This window comes from Streptomyces sp. NBC_00091 (genome assembly GCF_026343185.1).
Taxonomy (GTDB): Bacteria; Actinomycetota; Actinomycetes; order Streptomycetales; family Streptomycetaceae; genus Streptomyces.
This window is the reverse complement of sequence record NZ_JAPEMA010000001.1, coordinates 4,088,787-4,107,890: the sequence shown is the minus strand read 5'-3', so window position 1 is coordinate 4,107,890 and position 19,104 is coordinate 4,088,787. Positions and strand designations below refer to the sequence as shown.

The 19,104-nt window shown below is 71.9% G+C and carries 18 protein-coding genes; 12 read left to right on the top strand and 6 right to left on the bottom strand.

Translation table 11 applies throughout. The features are described from left to right. Positions 1-326 precede the first annotated feature (326 nt). Together aceE and OOK34_RS18890 are read left to right on the top strand one after the other, a co-directional pair. Positions 327-3,059: a pyruvate dehydrogenase (acetyl-transferring), homodimeric type gene (gene aceE, locus OOK34_RS18895; protein WP_267035032.1), complete on the top strand. Its 2,733-nt coding sequence runs from the start codon at positions 327-329 to the stop codon at positions 3,057-3,059. 70 nt (positions 3,060-3,129) lie between these two features. Next, positions 3,130-3,969 (top strand): potassium channel family protein, encoded by an 840-nt coding sequence (locus OOK34_RS18890; protein ID WP_267035031.1) that lies wholly within the window; start codon positions 3,130-3,132, stop codon positions 3,967-3,969. On the opposite strand, the gene OOK34_RS18885 is transcribed toward OOK34_RS18890, so the two are convergent. Continuing rightward, positions 3,950-4,336, bottom strand: a complete 387-nt coding sequence (locus OOK34_RS18885; protein ID WP_267035030.1) for a peptidase inhibitor family I36 protein — start codon at positions 4,334-4,336, stop codon at positions 3,950-3,952. The genes OOK34_RS18890 and OOK34_RS18885 overlap by 20 nt on opposite strands. 199 nt (positions 4,337-4,535) lie before the next feature. After that, positions 4,536-6,128 (bottom strand): MFS transporter, encoded by a 1,593-nt coding sequence (locus tag OOK34_RS18880; RefSeq protein ID WP_267035029.1) that lies wholly within the window; start codon positions 6,126-6,128, stop codon positions 4,536-4,538. A gap of 162 nt (positions 6,129-6,290) precedes the next feature. Here OOK34_RS18880 and OOK34_RS18875 point away from each other — a divergent pair, with 162 nt between their 5' ends. The 3 genes from OOK34_RS18875 to OOK34_RS18865 all read left to right on the top strand — a co-directional run bounded on the left by OOK34_RS18875 (position 6,291) and on the right by OOK34_RS18865 (position 9,220). After that, positions 6,291-6,947, top strand: a complete 657-nt coding sequence (locus OOK34_RS18875; protein ID WP_267035028.1) for a TetR/AcrR family transcriptional regulator — start codon at positions 6,291-6,293, stop codon at positions 6,945-6,947. Positions 6,948-7,129: 182 nt separating this feature from the next. Then, positions 7,130-8,269, top strand: coding sequence for an alpha/beta hydrolase (locus OOK34_RS18870; protein WP_323183488.1), 1,140 nt, complete (start codon positions 7,130-7,132; stop codon positions 8,267-8,269). A gap of 96 nt (positions 8,270-8,365) precedes the next feature. After that, complete coding sequence (locus OOK34_RS18865; protein WP_267035027.1) at positions 8,366-9,220, top strand: DUF4429 domain-containing protein; 855 nt, start codon at positions 8,366-8,368, stop codon at positions 9,218-9,220. 120 nt (positions 9,221-9,340) lie between these two features. Here OOK34_RS18865 and OOK34_RS18860 read toward each other — a convergent pair whose 3' ends face one another. Beyond that, complete coding sequence (locus OOK34_RS18860; protein WP_267035026.1) at positions 9,341-10,363, bottom strand: aldo/keto reductase; 1,023 nt, start codon at positions 10,361-10,363, stop codon at positions 9,341-9,343. Continuing rightward, a complete protein-coding gene (locus tag OOK34_RS18855; RefSeq protein ID WP_267035025.1) occupies positions 10,360-10,776 on the bottom strand; it encodes a MerR family transcriptional regulator in 417 nt (138 codons plus the stop codon). The genes OOK34_RS18860 and OOK34_RS18855 overlap by 4 nt, the downstream gene beginning before the upstream one ends. A gap of 61 nt (positions 10,777-10,837) precedes the next feature. Between OOK34_RS18855 and OOK34_RS18850 the strand changes: the two genes are divergently transcribed. Continuing rightward, positions 10,838-11,662: a serine hydrolase gene (locus tag OOK34_RS18850; RefSeq protein ID WP_267036808.1), complete on the top strand. Its 825-nt coding sequence runs from the start codon at positions 10,838-10,840 to the stop codon at positions 11,660-11,662. Here OOK34_RS18850 and OOK34_RS18845 read toward each other — a convergent pair. Then, positions 11,659-12,318, bottom strand: a complete 660-nt coding sequence (locus OOK34_RS18845; RefSeq protein WP_267035024.1) for a pirin family protein — start codon at positions 12,316-12,318, stop codon at positions 11,659-11,661. The two genes, OOK34_RS18850 and OOK34_RS18845, sit on opposite strands and share 4 nt — an antisense overlap. A gap of 81 nt (positions 12,319-12,399) precedes the next feature. Here OOK34_RS18845 and OOK34_RS18840 point away from each other — a divergent pair, with 81 nt between their 5' ends. The 5 genes from OOK34_RS18840 to fabF all read left to right on the top strand — a co-directional run bounded on the left by OOK34_RS18840 (position 12,400) and on the right by fabF (position 17,295). Further along, positions 12,400-13,611, top strand: a complete 1,212-nt coding sequence (locus OOK34_RS18840; RefSeq protein ID WP_267035023.1) for a CdaR family transcriptional regulator — start codon at positions 12,400-12,402, stop codon at positions 13,609-13,611. A gap of 89 nt (positions 13,612-13,700) precedes the next feature. Beyond that, positions 13,701-14,618, top strand: a complete 918-nt coding sequence (locus OOK34_RS18835) for an ACP S-malonyltransferase (protein WP_267035022.1) — start codon at positions 13,701-13,703, stop codon at positions 14,616-14,618. Between the two features lie 19 nt (positions 14,619-14,637). Further along, positions 14,638-15,642 carry a ketoacyl-ACP synthase III gene (locus OOK34_RS18830; RefSeq protein WP_267035021.1) on the top strand — a complete coding sequence of 335 codons (1,005 nt, stop codon included), beginning with the start codon at positions 14,638-14,640 and terminating at the stop codon, positions 15,640-15,642. 59 nt (positions 15,643-15,701) lie between these two features. Continuing rightward, on the top strand, positions 15,702-15,950 hold the full coding sequence (locus OOK34_RS18825) for an acyl carrier protein (protein WP_267035020.1): 249 nt from the start codon (positions 15,702-15,704) through the stop codon (positions 15,948-15,950). A gap of 79 nt (positions 15,951-16,029) precedes the next feature. After that, positions 16,030-17,295, top strand: a complete 1,266-nt coding sequence (fabF, locus tag OOK34_RS18820; RefSeq protein ID WP_267035019.1) for a beta-ketoacyl-ACP synthase II — start codon at positions 16,030-16,032, stop codon at positions 17,293-17,295. Between the two features lie 67 nt (positions 17,296-17,362). On the opposite strand, the gene OOK34_RS18815 is transcribed toward fabF, so the two are convergent. Continuing rightward, positions 17,363-17,857, bottom strand: coding sequence for a DUF3145 domain-containing protein (locus OOK34_RS18815; protein ID WP_007263912.1), 495 nt, complete (start codon positions 17,855-17,857; stop codon positions 17,363-17,365). A 249-nt stretch (positions 17,858-18,106) separates the two neighbouring features. Between OOK34_RS18815 and OOK34_RS18810 the strand changes: the two genes are divergently transcribed. After that, positions 18,107-19,003, top strand: a complete 897-nt coding sequence (locus OOK34_RS18810) for an SGNH/GDSL hydrolase family protein (protein WP_267035018.1) — start codon at positions 18,107-18,109, stop codon at positions 19,001-19,003. Positions 19,004-19,104 lie beyond the last annotated feature (101 nt).

The window sequence follows — 19,104 nt, the reverse complement described above, 5'->3', positions numbered from 1 at the left end:
GTGACGATTACGGCCGTCTCGCCGCAACTTTCAGGCTTCCCCCGTGGACCATCGGTGATTCATCCCACACCATTCCAGCTCATTCGGCGTCGCATGAGGACTTTCCTACCTGTTTGAGGGACGAACGGCCTTACGAACCCGCTGATCGACTTGGGCGTAAGGTTGCGATTTGGCCCGGCCCCCGCCCAGGACCGGTCCGGCCCGGCCCTGCGACTCCTTCCCCGCTCCAGGTGTTACCCAGCGGTAGAGGTGAAGATTGCGGCCGGGCGTAAGACCATGGGAGGCGGCGACCCAAGGCACGACTCCCCCGACAGCGAAGGAACAGCGTGGCTTCCGCATCCGATCGCAACCCGATCATCATTGGCGGCCTTCCGAGCCAGGTCCCGGACTTCGATCCGGAGGAGACCCAGGAATGGCTCGACTCCCTGGACGCCGCCGTCGACGAGCGGGGCCGTGAGCGCGCCCGCTACCTGATGCTGCGGCTGATCGAGCGGGCCCGCGAGAAGCGCGTGGCCGTGCCGGAGATGCGCAGCACGGACTACGTCAACACCATCGCCACCAAGGACGAGCCGTTCTTCCCCGGCAACGAGGAGATCGAGCGCAAGGTCCTCAACGCCACGCGCTGGAACGCCGCGGTGATGGTCTCGCGCGCGCAGCGCCCCGGGATCGGCGTCGGCGGCCACATCGCCACCTTCGCCTCCTCCGCCTCCCTCTACGACGTGGGCTTCAACCACTTCTTCCGGGGCAAGGACGAGGGCGACGGCGGCGACCAGATCTTCTTCCAGGGCCACGCCTCCCCCGGCATCTACGCCCGCGCCTACCTCCTGGACCGGCTCTCCGAGCAGCAGCTCGACGCGTTCCGGCAGGAGAAGTCGAAGGCCCCGTACGGTCTGTCGAGCTACCCGCACCCGCGGCTGATGCCGGACTTCTGGGAGTTCCCGACCGTCTCGATGGGCCTCGGCCCGCTCGGCGCGATCTACCAGGCCCGGATGAACCGGTACATGCAGGCGCGCGGGATCGCGGACACCTCCAAGTCCCACGTCTGGGCGTACCTCGGCGACGGCGAGATGGACGAGCCGGAGTCGCTGGGCCAGCTGTCCATCGCCGCCCGCGAGGGCCTGGACAACCTGACCTTCGTCGTGAACTGCAACCTCCAGCGCCTCGACGGCCCGGTGCGCGGCAACGGCAAGATCATCCAGGAGCTGGAGTCGCAGTTCCGCGGCGCCGGCTGGAACGTCATCAAGCTGATCTGGGACCGCTCCTGGGACCCGCTGCTGGCCCAGGACCGCGACGGCATCCTGGTCAACAAGATGAACTCCACCCCGGACGGGCAGTTCCAGACGTACGCCACCGAATCCGGCGCGTACATCCGCGAGCACTTCTTCGGCGGCGACCAGCGGCTGCGCGCGATGGTCGAGAACATGACCGACTACCAGATCCAGCACCTGGGCCGCGGCGGTCACGACCACAAGAAGGTCTACGCGGCCTACGCGGCGGCCAAGGCCCACAAGGGCCAGCCGACGGTGATCCTGGCGCAGACGGTCAAGGGCTGGACGCTGGGCCCGAACTTCGAGGGCCGCAACGCCACGCACCAGATGAAGAAGCTGACGGTCGACGACCTCAAGCGCTTCCGCGACCGCCTGCACATCCCGATCACGGACGCCCAGCTGGAGAACGGCGCGCCGCCGTACTACCACCCGGGCCGCAACTCCCCCGAGATCCAGTACATGCACGACCAGCGCAGCGCGCACGGCGGCTACGTACCGACCCGCGTGGTGCGCGCCAAGCCGCTCCAGCTGCCGGACGACAAGGCGTACGCGACCGCCAAGAAGGGCTCGGGCCAGCAGTCGATCGCCACCACGATGGCCTTCGTCCGCATCCTGAAGGACCTGATGCGGGACAAGGAGATCGGCAAGCGCTTCGTGCTGATCGCGCCCGACGAGTACCGCACCTTCGGCATGGACGCCTTCTTCCCGAGCGCCAAGATCTACAACCCGCTGGGGCAGCAGTACGAGGCGGTCGACCGCGACCTGCTCCTCGCGTACAAGGAGTCCCCGACCGGCCAGATGCTGCACGACGGCATCTCGGAGGCGGGCTGCACGGCCTCGCTGATCGCCGCGGGTTCGGCGTACGCGACGCACGGCGAGCCGCTGATCCCGGTCTACGTCTTCTACTCGATGTTCGGTTTCCAGCGCACCGGTGACCAGTTCTGGCAGATGGCCGACCAGCTGGCGCGCGGTTTCGTCCTGGGTGCGACCGCCGGCCGGACCACCCTGACGGGTGAGGGTCTCCAGCACGCCGACGGTCACTCCCAGCTGCTGGCGTCGACCAACCCGGGCTGCGTCGCGTACGACCCGGCCTACGGCTACGAGATCGCGCACATCGTCAAGGACGGTCTGCGGCGGATGTACGGGCCCGAGGCCGAGGACGTCTTCTACTACCTGACGGTCTACAACGAGCCGATCCAGCACCCGGCCGAGCCGGCGGACGTCGACGTGGACGGCATCCTCAAGGGCATCCACCGGGTGTCGCGGGGCGCCTCGGGCGCCATCGGGGCGCAGATCCTGGCCTCGGGCGTGGCAGTGCCGTGGGCGCTGGAGGCGCAGCGGATCCTGGCCGCCGAGTGGAACGTCAAGGCGGACGTCTGGTCGGCGACCTCCTGGAACGAGCTGCGCCGCGAGGCCGTCGCCGTGGAGGAGCACAACCTGCTCCACCCGGAGGAGGAGCAGCGCGTCCCGTACGTGACGCGGAAGCTGTCGGGTGCGGAGGGGCCGTTCGTGGCGGTCTCGGACTGGATGCGCGCGGTGCCGGACCAGATCTCGCGCTGGGTGCCCGGTACGTACACCTCGCTGGGCGCGGACGGGTTCGGCTTCGCCGACACGCGGGGCGCGGCGCGGCGCTTCTTCCACATCGACGCCCAGTCGGTGGTCCTGGCGACCCTGACCGAGCTGGCCCGTGAGGGGAAGGTCGACCGCTCGGTGCTGAAGCAGGCGGTGGACCGGTACCAGCTGCTGGACGTCACGGCCGCGGACCCGGGCGCGGCGGGCGGCGACGCGTAGCGGTCACTCTTCCGTGGGGGCGCTGGGACACCTGTCCCAGCGCCCCTCGGCGGTTCCTTACGATTCCTGCATGAAGGAACCCTCCCGCCAGGCGCGGTGGGAGCGCCGTACGCAGGTGCCCCTGCTGGTGCTCGCCGTGGCTTTCGCCGTCGCCTACGCCGTGCCCATCGTCGTGCCCGACGCGGGGGAGGGCGTCCACCGGGCCTGCACCCACGCGGAGTGGGTGGTGTGGGGGGCCTTCGCCCTGGACTACCTGGTCCGCCTGGGCCTGACGACGGACCGGAGGCGTTTCGTACGGACGCACTGGCTGGACCTGGCCGCGGTGGTGCTGCCGCTCGTCCAGCCGCTGCGGCTGCTGCGGCTGGTGGCCACCTTGATGCTGGTGGGGCGCCGGGCCCGGATGGCTCCGCAGGTCCGGCTGACCACCTATGTGGCCGGGGCCGTGGTCGGGCTGCTGATGTTCGGTTCCCTCGCGGTGCTGAGCGTGGAGCGGGACGCCCCCGAGGGGAACATCAAGAACCTGGGCGACGCGGTGTGGTGGTCCTTCACCACGATGACCACGGTCGGGTACGGGGACCACTCCCCCACCACCGGTCTGGGCCGGGTGCTGGCGGTCGGGCTGATGCTGTCGGGGATCGCCCTGCTCGGTGTGGTGACCGCCAACATCGCCGCCTGGTTCATCGCCCGTTTCGAACGCGACGACCAGGTGGAGCGGCTCCAGCTGGCGGCCATCCGGGAGCTCCAGGCGGAGGTACGGGCCCTGCGCGCCGAGGTCGCGCTGCTGGGCGGCGGCGGCGGCCCGGGCGTGATGCCCGCCCAGGCCGCCGGATCTGCGGCTGCCCCCGCCCCTGCCTCTGCCTCTGCCTCTGCCTCTGCCGAGCAGGAGGGGGCTACCGCTCCCAGATCTTGAACGCCTTGATCTGGTAGGGGGACTGGGGCAGCCAGACCCCGTCGCCCGGGTAGGTCTGGAACTCGCCCGTCTCCCCGCACTCGGCCGACTGGTACGTGGTGACCGGTCGCCCGGTCCGGTTGATCAGCGACTGGTAGTTCCCGGAGGTCCCGGCGGGCAGCGCCGTGCAGCTGTTGATCTCGAGGGTGCTGAGGTCGTAGGTCTGCTTGGTTCCCTTGAACTCCGGTTTCGTCCACAGGCACAGCTGTCCCGTGGCACAAGGCGGGCCGGCGGCGTGGGCGCCGGTGGCGGTGCCGGGGATGAGGGCGGCGGCGGCCAGCAGGGCGGCGGCGAGGGTGGTGACGCGTGCGGTGCTCCACGTACGCATGACGGGGTCAACTCCTTGTTGACGGACGGGCTCCGGACCGTTTCCGGCGCTCCGTCGACACCACGCTGACCTGTGGCGACGGCCGGGCGGAAGGGGCCGCGGGCGGGTCCACCCGGATAGGCGACAGCCCCGCCGGAACCGTCCGGCGGGGCTGTGTCGGGCGTGCGGTTGACCTGCCCGTAACGCTTTTCCGGGCGGCTCAGATGTGGCCCGCGCCCGCCCCGGCCTCGGCGTTCTGGCCGCGCTTGGTGAAGCAGGCCACGATCGCCGCGAGGACGGCGACGACTCCCGCGCAGGTGAAGGCCGTGTTCATGCCGGACACGAAGGTGTCGTGCGCGACGGTGGAGATGGTCCGGGCCACCTGCTCGGGGGCGCCGGGCGGGACCGGGGCGATGCCGACCTGGACCCCCTTCTCGACCTCGTCGAGCTGTTCGGGGGTGAGCGGGGGCAGGCCCGCTCCCTGCCAGTTGTCCCCGAAAGTGTCACTGACCTTGGCGGCCATGACCGCGCCGAGCACGGCGGTGCCGAGGCTGCCGCCGACCTGCATGGCGGCCTGCTGGAGGCCGCCCGCTACGCCGGACAGCTCCAGCGGGGCGTTGCCGACGATGACCTCGGTGGCGCCGACCATGACGGGCGCGAGGCCGAGGCCGAGGAGGGCGAACCACAGCGACATGGTGAGGGTGCCGGTGTCCGGGGTGAGGCGGGCCATCCCGAAGCAGGCGGCGGCGGTGGCGACCATGCCGGCGACGAGCGGGATCCGCGGGCCGATCTTGGTGATGGCGGCGCCGGCCAGCGGCGAGCCGATGATCATCATGCCGGTGAGCGGCAGCAGGCGCAGGCCGCTGTCGACCGGGCTCATGCCGTGGACGTTCTGCAGGTAGAAGGTGACGAAGAACAGGCCGCCCATGAAGGCGAAGGCCATCAGGACCATCAGTACGGTGCCGGCGGACAGCGGCAGCGAGCGGAACAGGCCGAGCGGGATCAGCGGCTCGGAGACCTTGGTCTCCCAGACGGCGAAGAGCGCGAAGCACAGCACGGAGGCGCCGAGGAAGAGCAGGGTCCTGGTGTCGCCCCAGCCCCACTCGGCGGCCTTGATGAGCGCCCAGACCAGGGAGAACATCGCGGCCGACAGGAGCACGATGCCCACGAGGTCGAAGGAGCGCGGGGCGTTCTCGGCGCGGTGGTCGAGCAGGATGAACAGGCCGAAGAGCAGTGCGACGGCGCCGACCGGCACGTTGACGAAGAAGACGGACTGCCAGCTGACGTGCTCGACGAGCAGGCCGCCGACGATGGGCCCGGCGGCGGTCGAGGCGCCGATGACCATGCCCCAGATGCCGATGGCCATGTTGAGCTTCTCGGCGGGGAAGGTGGCCCGCAGCAGGCCGAGGGCCGCGGGCATCAGCAGGGCGCCGAAGAGGCCCTGGGCGACGCGGAAGCCGATGACGGACCCGACCCCGGTGGACAGGCCGATCGCGGCCGAGGAGAGCGCGAAGCCGGCGATGCCTATGAGGAAGGTCTGGCGGTGCCCGAAGCGGTCGCCGAGCTTGCCGGCGGTGATCAGGGAGACCGCGAGGGCCAGCAGGTAGCCGTTGGTGATCCACTGCACCTCGGCGAGGCTGGCGCCGAGGTCCTTCTGGATCGCGGGGTTGGCGACGGCGACGATCGTGCCGTCGAGGGTGACGACCATGACGCCGATCGCCACCGCGACAAGGGTGAGCCAGGGATGGCCGCGCAGCCCGGAGCCTGCCGGTAACGGGCCTGATTCCTTGGCGAGGGTGATCTGATCAGTCATGCCGAACAGGCTAGTGACAGCGGCTGACACTTCACAAACGGCTTAACGCGACAGCGGCTGTCAGGTCCGTCACAGGTACCCTGACCGCTTACTCAGCGTCAGGTCGGGCTCGGCGTCGGACCGGGCGCATCGGCTCCAGGATCAGAGAGGACCTCCGCGGTGATGACCGACGAGCGGCCCGCCCCGGCGGCCGGACTGCGCGAGCGCAAGAAGCGGCGCACCCGGGACGCGCTGTTGCGGGCGGCCCTGCTCCTGTTCATCTCCCAGGGGTACGAGCGGACCACGGTCGACGAGATCACCGACGCCGTGGAGGTCTCCCAGCGCACCTTCTTCCGGTACTTCGCCAACAAGGAAGAGGTCGCCTTCGCCGTCCAGGACCTGGTCGAGTCCCACTTCGTCGCCGAGCTGCGGGCCCGGCCGGCCTCCGAGGCCCCGCTGGAGGCCATGCGGGGCGCGGTGCTCGCCGCCTGGGACACCGTCGAGGAGGCCATCTCCGAGGTGGTCCCCATCGACCTCTACATGCGGGGCTACCAGCTGATCGAATCCACCCCGGCCCTGCTCGCCGTCCACCTGCGGCGCTCCACCGAGCTGGAGGAGGAGATCGCCCGGCTGATCGCCGCCCGCGAGGGGCTCGACCTGGACACCGATCCGCGGCCCCGGGTGGCCGTCGCCGCGTTCTCCGGCGTCATGCGGGTCACCGGCCGGCTCTGGGGCCAGGGCGAGGACACCAGCGTGGCCGCGATCCGGCGGATGACCGAGGCCTACCTCGACCAGATCGGTCCGGCCCTGGCAGCGGACTGGCGCCGCAACGGAGCGTGACGGCAAGGGTGATGTGTCCCACGGGCGGCCGTGAGCCCGGTCACCTGGAGCGCCAGGGGCTCCAGCGGTCTCCTAGGCTGGCTCCAGTGAACCTGCCCGGCCGCCCCGCCCCCGCCGCCCCGGACGCCCCCGCGCGCCCCGCCGCCCTGCGCACCCTGCTGGCGCTGGCGGTCGTCTTCCTCATGCTGGCGACCACGGGCTGGACCGCCGTGCACCGCCCCGACGCGGGGGTCCAGGCGCGCGCCGCCGAGCTCACCCTGTGGGCCGCGGCCCGGATCGACGGCCGGGCCGTACCGCCCGCCGACGCCCCCGTACGGACGGTCGCCCGCTTCTTCGCCGACCTCGACGGCCACCAGCGGGCCCGGCTCGCCGACGGTTACCCGCTCGTGGTCGGCAACCTCGACGGGGCCCCCGCCGAGACCCGCTACCGGGCCAACCGCAACGCGCTGGCGCAGACCGCGCGGGTGGAGGAGGCCCGGAGCCGGGACGTCGCGCTGGCCCCCGCCGACCGCACCAACGCCGTCAAGCGCGCCCACCGCTTCGAGTCCCTCGCCGCGCCCGGCCGGCAGATGCTCGTCTTCGACCCCACCGGCGCCGGCCTCGTGGCCGAGGTCTTCGGCGACCTCGACGCGGCCCGCCGGGTCTCGGTGATCGTCCCCGGCGTGGACACCGACGCGATCACCTTCGAGCGCACCCAGCGCCGCCTCACCGCCCCCGCCGGCATGGGGCAGTCCCTGTACGAGGCCGAGCGCGCGACCGCGCCGGCGAGCCGGACCGCCGTCATCGCCTGGGCCGGCTACACCGCCCCCACCGGGGTCGGCGTGGACGCCGCCACCGGCAGGCTCGCCGTCCAGGGCGCCGGACGACTGGAGTCCCTCGCCGCGGCCCTACCCGGGGACGCGAGCGTGGCCCTGTTCTGCCACAGCTACGGATCGGTGCTGTGCGGGGTCGCCGCGCACCGGCTGCCGGACCGGGTGACCGACCTGGTGGTGGCGGGCAGCCCCGGCATGCGCGCCGGGAACGCCGCCGACCTGCACACGTCCGCGCGGGTCTGGGCGATGCGCGACGAGGGCGACTGGATCGCCGACGTACCGCACCTGGAGGTCGGCGGGGTGGGCCACGGCGCGGATCCGGTGTCCCCGGGCTTCGGCGCGCGGCTGCTGTCCTCGCAGGGGGCCGGGAGCCACACCGGATATTTCGAGCCAGGGACGGCCTCGTTGGACAACTTCGCCAAGATCGGAACCGGCGCCTTCGGTTCCGTCGCTTGCGCGAACGGGAGCGACGCCTGCCGGCTCGGATTTTCCGGCACGGACGGTGGCTGACGGGGTCACCCCGCACGCAACACCCGTAGCAAGCCGAAAAAACGGGCCGGATGACGAGGGGGACGCGCAGGGGCGCGTCCCTTTACCATGTGCCGCATGGGTGACGTACTGGCCGGAAATCATGCCGTCTGGGAGTTCGACTCGGACTCGGTGCTCATCCGCTTCGCACGGGGGATGCGAACTCCACGGCTCTGGCACGTGCTGGGCGAGCGCCGGATCCCCCTGGAAGCGTTGTCCGGGGTGAGTGTGAACGCCGCCGCCGGGGCCATGGGCCGGCGGGACACGGTGGTGCTGCGTGCCGCGCCGAGACCGGGCGCCGATCCGCTGATGGAGGCTGCCGCCGGGCAGCTGAAGGAGGCCTGCGATCCGTACCGGCTGGTGCTGCCGGGCGACCGGGCACCGCAGGCCGTGGCCTTCGCCGACGCGCTGCGCGAGCGGCTGGGGCCCGGCGCCGCCGAACCCGCCGACCGCTTCCTCGTCGCGGTGCCGGGGCCGCCGCTCCAGCTGAAGGCGTACGACGCCCGGGTGGGCTTCGACGGCTCGGCGGTCGGCTTCCACTGGTCGCGTACGGGTGCCAGCAGCGCCAAGTGGCGGGCGGGCGACCAGCACTTCGCGCTGGCCGGGCTGTCCGGCGTCGAGTGGGTCTCGCCGGACCGCCCGGGCGGCGGGCACCTGCGGCTGCTGCCGCGGGACCACGCCGGGGACCCCGCCCCGCCGGACCACGACCTGGCGGCCGCGGTGTTCGGGGTGGGGTACGGGGCGGTGCACGAGTCCCTGCCGTTCGCCGCCGCCGTGCTCGCCGCGCTGCGGGAGCGGGCGCCGGTGGGGGCCGTACCGGGGCCCCGGCCGTCCGGTGACCGGCTCCAGCACCTCAGCGAGCTGCACAGCACCGGACTGCTGACCGACGCCGAGTACGCCGCCCTGCGCGACCGCTTCGCCGCGGGGGCGTAGCCCGCTGCGCGGAGCTGGTCCCCTACCCGCCCTTCCCGCCTCAATCGCCGGCGCGGCTCACTACACGGCGCTCCGCGCCCGCGCCTCAAACGCCGGCGAGGCTGGATGGTGCGGCGGGGCTCACGCCTCGCGGGAGTCCGAGGTGAAGGCCATGTCCGGGTAGCGGGGGCCCGCGACCCGGGCGGCGAGCGGCTCCAGGAGGGCCAGTTCCGCCGCGGTCAGGGTGATCCGGGTCGCGGCGGTGTTCTCCGCGAGGCGGCTCGGCTTGCGGGTGCCGGGGATCGGGATCACCGTCAGGCCGTGCACCGCCGCGCGCTGCTGCACCCAGGCCAGCGCGACCTGCGCCGCCGTGGCCCCGTGCGCGGCCGCGATCTCCCGGACCGGGGCCAGCAGGGCCGCGTTGGCCTTGGCGTTCTCGCCGGTGAACCGGGGCTGGTGCTGGCGGAAGTCGTCGGCCGACAGCTCCGCCGCGGCGTCCGCGAAGGCACCCGTCAGGAAGCCCCGCCCGAGCGGGGAGTACGGCACGAAGGCCACGCCCAGCTCCGCCGCCGCGCCCACCGCGCTGCGCTCCACGTCCCGGCTGAACAGCGACCACTCCGACTGGAGCGCCGCGATGGGGTGCACCGCGTGCGCCTCGCGCAGCTCGGGCCCGGTGACCTCGCTGAGCCCCAGGTGGCGCACCTTCCCCTCCCGCACCAGCTCGGCCATGGCGCCCACCGACTCCGCGAACGGCACGGCCGGGTCGTGGCGGTGCATGTAGTACAGGTCGATCACGTCCACGCCGAGCCGGCGCAGGCTGTCCTCGACGGCCTGGCGGATGTACGCGCGGTCGTTGCGGATCCCCCGGTAGAGCGGGTCGTCGTTGCGCTCGATGGCGAACTTCGTGGCCAGGGTGATCTCGTCCCGGTGGGCGGCCACGAAGGGCGCCAGGAACTCCTCGTTCGCGCCGCGCCCGTAGACGTCCGCCGTGTCGAAGAGGGTGACCCCGGCGGCCAGCGCCGCGTCCAGGGTCTCGCGGGCCGCGGTCTCGTCGGTCTCCCCGTAGAACTCGCTCATGCCCATGCAGCCGAGGCCCTGGACTCCGACGAGCGGTCCGCCCTTGCCCAGTTCGGCCCGCTCGATGGTGGTGTTGCGCTCCGTCATAACTGTGCCTTCCCGGCGGCCGTGTTCACCGTGTTCACGGTGTTGGTGTTCATCGCATACATGCTGATCTTGTAGTCCAGTACGTCGAGCGCGTCCGTCAGCTCGGCGAGCCGCGCCCGCACCTCGCGGCGGGTCCGCTCCAGCAGCTCGCGGCGCTCGTCGACCGTGTGCTCGCCCTCGCGGACGAGTTCGGCGTAGCGGACCATGTCCGCCACCGACATCCCGGTGGCGCGGAGCTTGCCCACGAAGCCCAGCCAGCCGAGGTCCTGCTCGCTGAACCGCCGCTGTCCCGAGTGGGAGCGGTCCACGTGCGGCATCAAGCCGATCCGCTCGTACCAGCGCAGGGTGTGCTGGGTCAGACCGGTCCGGGCCTCGACCTCGCTGATCGTGTACCGCGTCTCCGTCAGGCTCATGGCCCCTACGCTAAAACCTTGGAGTGCACTCCAAGCAAGTAGGCTCGGCCGCATGGAGAGCATGGAGAGCCTGCGGGCCATCGAGACCTGGCCGGTACCGGCCGCCGCGGCCGCCGTCGTGCGCGCCGACGGGAGCCTCGCCGGCTCCCACGGGGACACGGCCCGCCGCTTCCCGCTGGCCTCGGTCACCAAGCCGCTCGCCGCGTACGCCGTCCTCGTCGCGTACGAGGAGGGGGCGCTCGAACTGGACGAGCCGGCCGGGCCCGAGGGTTCGACGGTCCGTCACCTGCTCGCGCACACCAGCGGCCTGGCCTTCGACGAGCACCGCGCGAGCGCCCCGCCCGGGCAGCGCCGGCTGTACTCCAACGCCGGCTTCGAGGTGCTCGGCGACCACCTCGCCAAGACCACCGGGATCCCCTTCGCCGAGTACCTGCACCAGGCCGTCTTCGAGCCGCTGGGCATGACCTCCTCCAGCCTGGAGGGCTCCCCCGCCAAGGACGGCGTCTCCACCGTCGCCGACCTCGCGCGCTTCGCCGCCGAACTCCAGGCGCCCCGGCTGCTCGACGTCCGCACGGTCGCCGAGGCCACCTCCGTGGTCCACCCCGGCCTCAAGGGCGTCCTGCCGGGCTACGGCCACCAGTCCCCCAACGACTGGGGCCTCGGCATGGAGATCCGGGACGGCAAGTCCCCGCACTGGACGGGCCTGACGTCCTCCCCGCGCACCTTCGGCCACTTCGGCCAGTCCGGCACCTTCCTGTGGGTGGACCCGGACGTCCGCGCCGCCTGCGTGGCGCTGACCGACCGCGCCTTCGGGCCCTGGGCGGTGGAGGCCTGGACCCCCTTCACCGACGCGGTCCTCGCGGAACTGCGCGCGGGCCGGGCCTAGGCCGGCAGCTCCCAGATCAGCAGCTCCCCCGGGGACCCGGCGACGACCTCCAGGCCCTTCTCGGCGGTGATCCGCGCCGAGTCCCCGGGGCCCAGCTCCTGTCCGTCGAGCCGCAGGTCCCCGCGCACCACGTGCAGGTAGACCCGTTCCGCCGCCGGTACGGGGACCCGCTCGCCCGCGCCCGGCCGCCGGACGTGGAGCACGGCGCCTGCCGCCGGGACCTCGTACGGGGTACCGTCCGCGAGGTCCCGTACGACCTCGTACGCGGGCTCCCCGCCCGCCGTCAGCGGCGCGAGCCACATCTGGACGAACCTCAGCGGGACCGCGGCGTCGTTGCGCTCCACGTGCCGCGCCCCGTCCCCGGCGCCGAGCCGCTGGACGTCCCCGGGCCGGACCACGCCGGTGTGCCCGCCGGCGCTGTCCTGGTGGGTGAGCTCGCCCTCCACCACCCAGGTGACGATCTCGGTGTGGCTGTGCGGGTGCTCGTCGAAGCCGGCGCCGGGGGCGAGGCTCTCCTCGTTGCAGGCCAGCACCGGGCCGAAACGGATGTTGTCCGGGTCGTAGAAGGACCCGAAGGAGAAGGCGTGACGGGTGGTGATCCCGGCGTCCGGGTCCCCTCCCGCGTACCGGTCGGCGGCGCGGCGTACATCGATCATGCGGGCCACCGTAGCCGCCGCCGGAAGACCGGCACGCGGACCCGAGTCCGCGCCGGGGCGCCGATAAGGCAGTCTTGTCCCGTGCCCCAACCCGAACGTGAGCAGTCCCCCGAGACCCGTCCCGCGCATCCTGTCCACCCGCACGCCGCGACGCTGCGCCGCCTGGAGAAGTCCTCCGGCCGGCTCGCCGCCAACGCCATCGCGCGGATGGACGAGAACCTGTCGTGGTACCGGGCGATGCCTCCGGAGAACCGGTCGTGGATCGGCCTGGTCGCACAGGCCGGCATCGCCGCCTTCACGGAGTGGTTCCGGCACCCGGAGACCCCGCAGGCGATCTCCACCGATGTCTTCGGGACGGCTCCGCGCGAGCTGACCCGGGCGATCACCCTGCGCCAGACCGTCGAGATGGTCCGTACGACGATCGAGGTCATGGAGGCCGCGATCGACGAGGTGGCGGCCCCCGGCGACGAGTCGATCCTGCGCGAGGCGCTGCTCGTGTACGCCCGGGAGATCGCCTTCGCGACCGCCCAGGTCTACGCCCAGGCCGCCGAGGCGCGCGGGGCGTGGGACGCCCGGCTGGAGTCCCTGGTCGTGAACGCCGTGCTGTCGGGCGAGGCCGACGAGGGTGCGCTGTCGCGGGCCGCGGCGCTCGGCTGGAACTCGCCGGACCACGTCTGCGTGGTCCTGGGCACCGCCCCGGAGGGGGACAGCGAGCTGACGGTGGAGGCGATCCGCCGCGCGGCCCGCCACCACAAGCTCCAGGTCCTCACCGGGGTCCTCGGCGACCGCCTGGTCGTGATCGCGGGCGGCAGCGACAACCCGATGCACGTGGCCAAGTCCGTGATCGGGCCGTTCGCGGCCGGTCCGGTGGTGGCGGGTCCGGTGGTCCCCGACCTGCTGAACGCGACGAAGTCCGCGCAGGCCGCGGCGGCCGGCCTGAAGGCCTGTACGGCCTGGCAGGACGCCCCGCGCCCGGTCCTGGCGGACGATCTCCTGCCCGAGCGCGCGATCGCCTCGGATCCCTCGGCCAGGGAGCAGCTGGTGGAGGAGATCTACAGACCGCTGGAGGAGGCGGGCTCGGCGCTGCTGGAAACGCTGAGTGTCTACCTGGAGCAGGCCAGCAGCCTGGAGGGGGCGGCGCGGATGCTGTTCGTGCACCCCAACACGGTGCGCTACCGGCTCCGACGTGTGACCGACGTCACCGGCTGGTCACCCTCCGACGTGCGCTCGGCGTTCACGCTGCGGATCGCCCTGATCCTGGGGCGTCTGGCCGACGGAGATCAGCAGTCCTAGACTTTTGTCGGACATCAACAATTACCCCGACCGTTCTTCGTCCCTGTCCCCACGGGCGGCGGAGACCATCCACAAGAGAGAGTGTGAGGGTGCTCGTACTCGTCGCTCCAGGCCAAGGCGCTCAGTCGCCCGGCTTCCTGACTCCCTGGCTCGAACTCCCCGGCGCCGCCGAGCGCGTCGCGGGGTGGTCCGACGCCATCGGGCTCGACCTTGCCCACTACGGCACGAAGGCCGACGCGGACGAGATCCGCGACACCGCGGTGGCCCAGCCGCTGCTGGTCGCGGCCGGTCTGCTGTCCGCTACCGCGCTGGACGCGCCGACGGCCTTCGGTGCCGTCGCGGGCCACAGCGTCGGTGAGATCACCGCTGCCGCCTTCGCCGGTGTGCTGAGCGAGGGCGACGCGCTGTCGTTCGTCCGCACCCGCGGTCTGGGCATGGCCGAGGCCGCCGCCGTCACCGAGACGGGCATGGCCGCGGTGCTGGGCGGTGACCAGGACGTGGTCGTCGCGCACCTGGAGAAGCTGGGGCTGACCCCGGCCAACATCAACGGCGCGGGCCAGATCGTGGCCGCCGGCACCAAGGAGCAGATCGAGGCCCTGGTCGCCGAGAAGCCCGAGGGCTCCATCAAGGTCGTGGCCCTCCAGGTCGCGGGCGCCTTCCACACGCACCACATGGCCCCCGCGGTCGCCACGCTGGCGAAGGCCGCCGAGGCCCTCGCTCCGGCCGACCCGGCACTGAAGTACGTGTCGAACAAGGACGGCCTCGTCGTCGCCACGGGCGCCGACGTCGTCGCCCGCCTGGTCGGCCAGGTCGCGAACCCGGTCCGCTGGGACCTGTGCATGGAGACGTTCGCCGAACTGGGCGTCACCGGGATCATCGAGCTGTGCCCGGGCGGCACCCTGACGGGTCTGGCCAAGCGGGCGCTGAAGGGCGTACCGAGCGTGGCGCTGAAGACGCCGGACGATCTCCCCAAGGCCGCAGAGCTCATCGCCAAGCACACGGCCTGAGAGAAGGAGCCCACACAGCATGTCCAAGATCAAGCCTGCCAAGGGTTCCCCCTACGCCCGCATCCTCGGGGTCGGCGGCTACCGCCCGGCCCGGGTGGTGCCCAACGAGGTCATCCTCGAGACGATCGACTCGTCCGACGAGTGGATCCGTTCCCGCTCCGGCATCCAGACCCGGCACTGGGCCTCCGACCAGGAGACCGTCGCCGCGATGTCGGTGGAGGCCTCGGGCAAGGCCCTGGCCGACGCCGGGGTCTCCCCGGAGCAGATCGGCGCCGTGATCGTCTCCACGGTCTCGCACTTCAAGCAGACTCCGGCCGTCGCGACGGAGATCGCGCACCGGGTCGGGGCGATCAAGCCCGCCGCGTTCGACATCTCCGCGGGCTGCGCCGGCTTCGGCTACGGCCTGACGCTCGCCAAGGGCATGGTGGTGGAAGGTTCCGCCGAGTACGTGCTCGTCATCGGTGTCGAGCGGCTCTCGGACCTGACCGACCTGGAGGACCGCGCGACGGCCTTCCTGTTCGGCGACGGCGCCGGCGCCGTGGTCGTCGGCCCCTCCGACGTGCCGGCCATCGGCCCCACGGTGTGGGGTTCGGAGGGCGACAAGTCCGAGACCATCAAGCAGACCGTGCCGTGGGACCAGTACCTCGGCAAGGACGCCGGGGAGAAGTTCCCGGCCATCACCCAGGAGGGTCAGGCGGTCTTCCGCTGGGCCGTCTTCGAGATGACCAAGGTGGCCCAGCAGGCGCTCGACGCCGCCGGGATCACCGTGGACGACCTGGACGTCTTCATTCCGCACCAGGCCAACATGCGGATCATCGACTCGATGGTGAAGACTCTCAAGCTGCCGGAGCACGTCGCGGTCGCCCGTGACGTGGAAACCACCGGCAACACGTCGGCCGCCTCGATCCCGCTCGCCATGGAGCGGCTCCTGGCGACCGGAGCGGCGAAGAGCGGCGACACCGCGCTCGTCATCGGCTTCGGGGCGGGGCTCGTCTACGCCGCGACGGTCGTTACCCTCCCCTAGGGCCCGGGATCTCTTTTCCCGCCCTGATCCACCAGTTAGCTACACAGAAGGAGCGCCACATGGCCGCCACGCAGGAAGAAATCGTCGCGGGTCTCGCGGAGATCGTCAACGAGATCGCGGGCATCCCGGTCGAGGACGTCGAGTTCGGCAAGTCCTTCACCGACGACCTGGACGTCGACTCGCTGTCCATGGTCGAGGTCGTCGTCGCCGCTGAAGAGCGCTTCGACGTCAAGATCCCCGACGAGGACGTCAAGAACCTCAAGACGGTCGGCGACGCTGCCGACTACATCCTGAAGCACCAGGCCTGAGCCTGACGAGCGTTTGTCGCCACCCGGCGGTGGCGCCGTGACAATTCAGCACCCCCTTAGACGTGGAGAAAGAATTCCTGTGAGCCCGACCAATCGCACCGTGGTCGTCACCGGTATCGGCGCAACCACTCCGCTGGGTGGCGACAGCGCTTCGACCTGGGAAGGTCTGCTCGCCGGCCGGTCCGGCGTCTCGCCCCTGGAGGGCGAGCGCTTCGCCGAACTGCCGGTCCGCATCGCCGCCCAGGCCGCCGTGGACCCGGGTGAGGTACTCCCCCGCCCGCTGGCCCGCAAGCTCGACCGCTCGGCGCAGTTCGCGCTCATCGCGGCCCGCGAGGCCTGGGCCGACGCGGGTTACACCGCTCCGGCGGGCGAGGACGAGGCCATCGTCCCCGAGCGTCTGGGCACCGTGATCGCCTCCGGCATCGGCGGTGTCACCACCCTGCTCGACCAGTACGACGTACTGAAGGAGAAGGGTGTGCGCCGGGTCTCCCCGCACACCGTTCCCATGCTCATGCCGAACGGCCCCTCCGCCAACGTCGGCCTCGAGGTCAACGCCCGCGCCGGTGTGCACACCCCGGTCAGCGCGTGCGCCTCGGGCGCCGAAGCCATCGGCTACGCCGTCGAGATGATCCGTACCGGCCGTGCCGATGTGGTCGTCGCCGGCGGTACCGAGGCCGCGATCCACCCGCTGCCGATCGCGGCGTTCGCCAACATGATGGCGATGTCCAAGAACAACGAGAACCCGACCACGGCCTCCCGCCCGTACGACAAGGCCCGCGACGGCTTCGTCCTCGGCGAGGGCGCCGGTGTCGTGGTCCTGGAGTCCGCCGAGCACGCCGCCGCGCGCGGCGCCCGGGTCTACTGCGAGGTGCTGGGCCAGGGCCTGTCCGCGGACAGCCACCACATCGCGCAGCCGGAGCCGACGGGCCGCGGTGTCGCGGCGGCCCTGCAGAACCTGCTCGACAACACCCAGCTGGACCCGTCCGAGCTGGTCCACGTGAACGCGCACGCCACGTCCACCCCGCAGGGTGACACGGCCGAGCTGAAGGCCCTGCGCAGGGTCCTGGGCGACGACCTCGACCACATCGCGATCTCCGCGACCAAGTCGATGACCGGTCACCTGCTGGGCGGCGCCGGCGGTATCGAGACCGTCGCCACCGTGCTGGCGCTGTACAACCGGATCGCCCCGCCGACGATCAACATCGACGAGCTGGACGATGACATCGACGCGGACATCGTGCGCGGGGAGCCCCGCAAGCTGCCGGTCGACGGCCCGATCTCCGCGATCAACAACTCCTTCGGCTTCGGCGGCCACAACGTCTCGCTGGCGTTCCGCACCGTCTGACCGTAGCGACGCGTACGAGGAAGGCCCCCGCCCGGCAGTGCCGGGCGGGGGCCTTCCTCGTACCGCTTCAGACCACCTGGTGGAGCCAGCGGACCGGGGCGCCCTCGCCGGCGTAGCGGAAGGGCTCCAGTTCGTCGTCCCAGGGCTTGCCGAGCAGCTTGGCGATCTCCGCCTCCAGGTCGGTCTCGCCGCGCGCGGACCGGGCCAGCGCGGCGCGCAGCCGGTCCTCGGGGATCAGGATGTCCCCGTGCATGCCGGTGACGGCGTGGTAGATGCCGAGCTCCGGGGTGGAGCTGTAGCGCTCGCCCTCGGCGGTCGGGCAGGGTTCGGCGGTCACCTCGAAGCGGAGCAGGTGCCAGCCGCGCAGGGCGGAGGCGAGTTTCGAGGCGGTCCCCGCCTCTGCCTGCCAGGAGAACTCGGCTCTCCAGGTGCCGGGGGAGGCGGGCTGCCTGATCCAGTCGAGGTTCACCCGCACCCCGAGCACGCCCGCAACAGCCCATTCCACATGCGGGCAGAGCGCGCGCGGTGCGGAATGCACGTACAGAACTCCACGTGTCGTCACCGGGACCTCCAGTGTGGGACGAGGTCGGGAATAAACTCCAGAAAACGGACAGTATGTGACGTGATGTAATGTAACGGAAATTATTTGACATTGCGCTGCGGCACTTGCGGCCGAAACGCCACGGGAAAAAGCTACCGTGCGCCAGGGGTCATGGTGTGACGTACGGTCGCTCCAAGGCCCGTAAACACAGAGCATTCACTCAGCAGGACGCCCCCGGAAGGACACGGGGCGACGAGGGAGGACCACCCGATGCGCACCACCGCTGCGCGCCGTCGCGCGCGCCGGACGTCCACGGGCGCGGGTGTGGCGGTGGCCGTCCTGGCCGCGGTGGTCACGGGCTGTGACTCCGGCGGGCCGGCGGCCGGCGGCGAGCGCGGGGCGCAGGCCCCCCCGCGCTGGAACCCCGCGCCCGCCTCGGTCGCCGCGGTCGGCGACTCCATCACCCGTGGTTTCGACGCCTGTTCGGTGCTGGCCGACTGCCCGGAGGTCTCCTGGGCCACCGGCAGCGATCCCGCGGTCCGCTCCCTGGCCGCCCGGCTGCTCGGCGACGCGGAGGTGCCCGCGCGGAGCTGGAACTACGCGGTGACCGGTTCGCGCATGGCGGACCTGCCGGGGCAGCTGGCCTCGGCGGCGCAGCACAAGCCCGGCCTGGTCACGGTGATGGTGGGTTCGAACGACGCCTGCCGGCCCACGGCTTCGTCGATGACCCCGGTGGCCGAGTTCCGGGCCGGTTTCGAGCAGTCCCTGAAGGACCTGCGGGCCGCGTCGCCCACTTCGCAGGTGTACGTGTCCTCCGTGCCGGACCTCCAGCGGCTGTGGGAGCAGGGCCGGGACAGCCCCGTCGTACGGCAGATCTGGAAGCTGGGCATCTGTCAGTCCATGCTGGCCGACCCGCTGTCGGCCGAGGCCGGGGCGACGGCCCGCCGGGAGAAGGTGCGGGCGCGGGTGGTCGAGTACAACGAGGTGCTGCGCGAGGTCTGCGCGAAGGACGAGCTGTGCCGCTACGACGGCGGCGCGGTCTTCCAGTACCCCTTCGCGGCGGACCAACTGAGCCACTGGGACTGGTTCCACCCGGGCAAGGACGGGCAGGCGCGGCTCGCGGAACTCGCGCACCGACAGGTGACGGCGGCGCAGCCGCCACGTTGACGCGGAAGGGACGGGGGCGGGTCGTCAGGGCCCGCCCCCGTCCCGGTTCGGGGATGTTTTCCGGCCAATCCGGCGCTACGGCGTGTCGCGCCGCCCCGCCG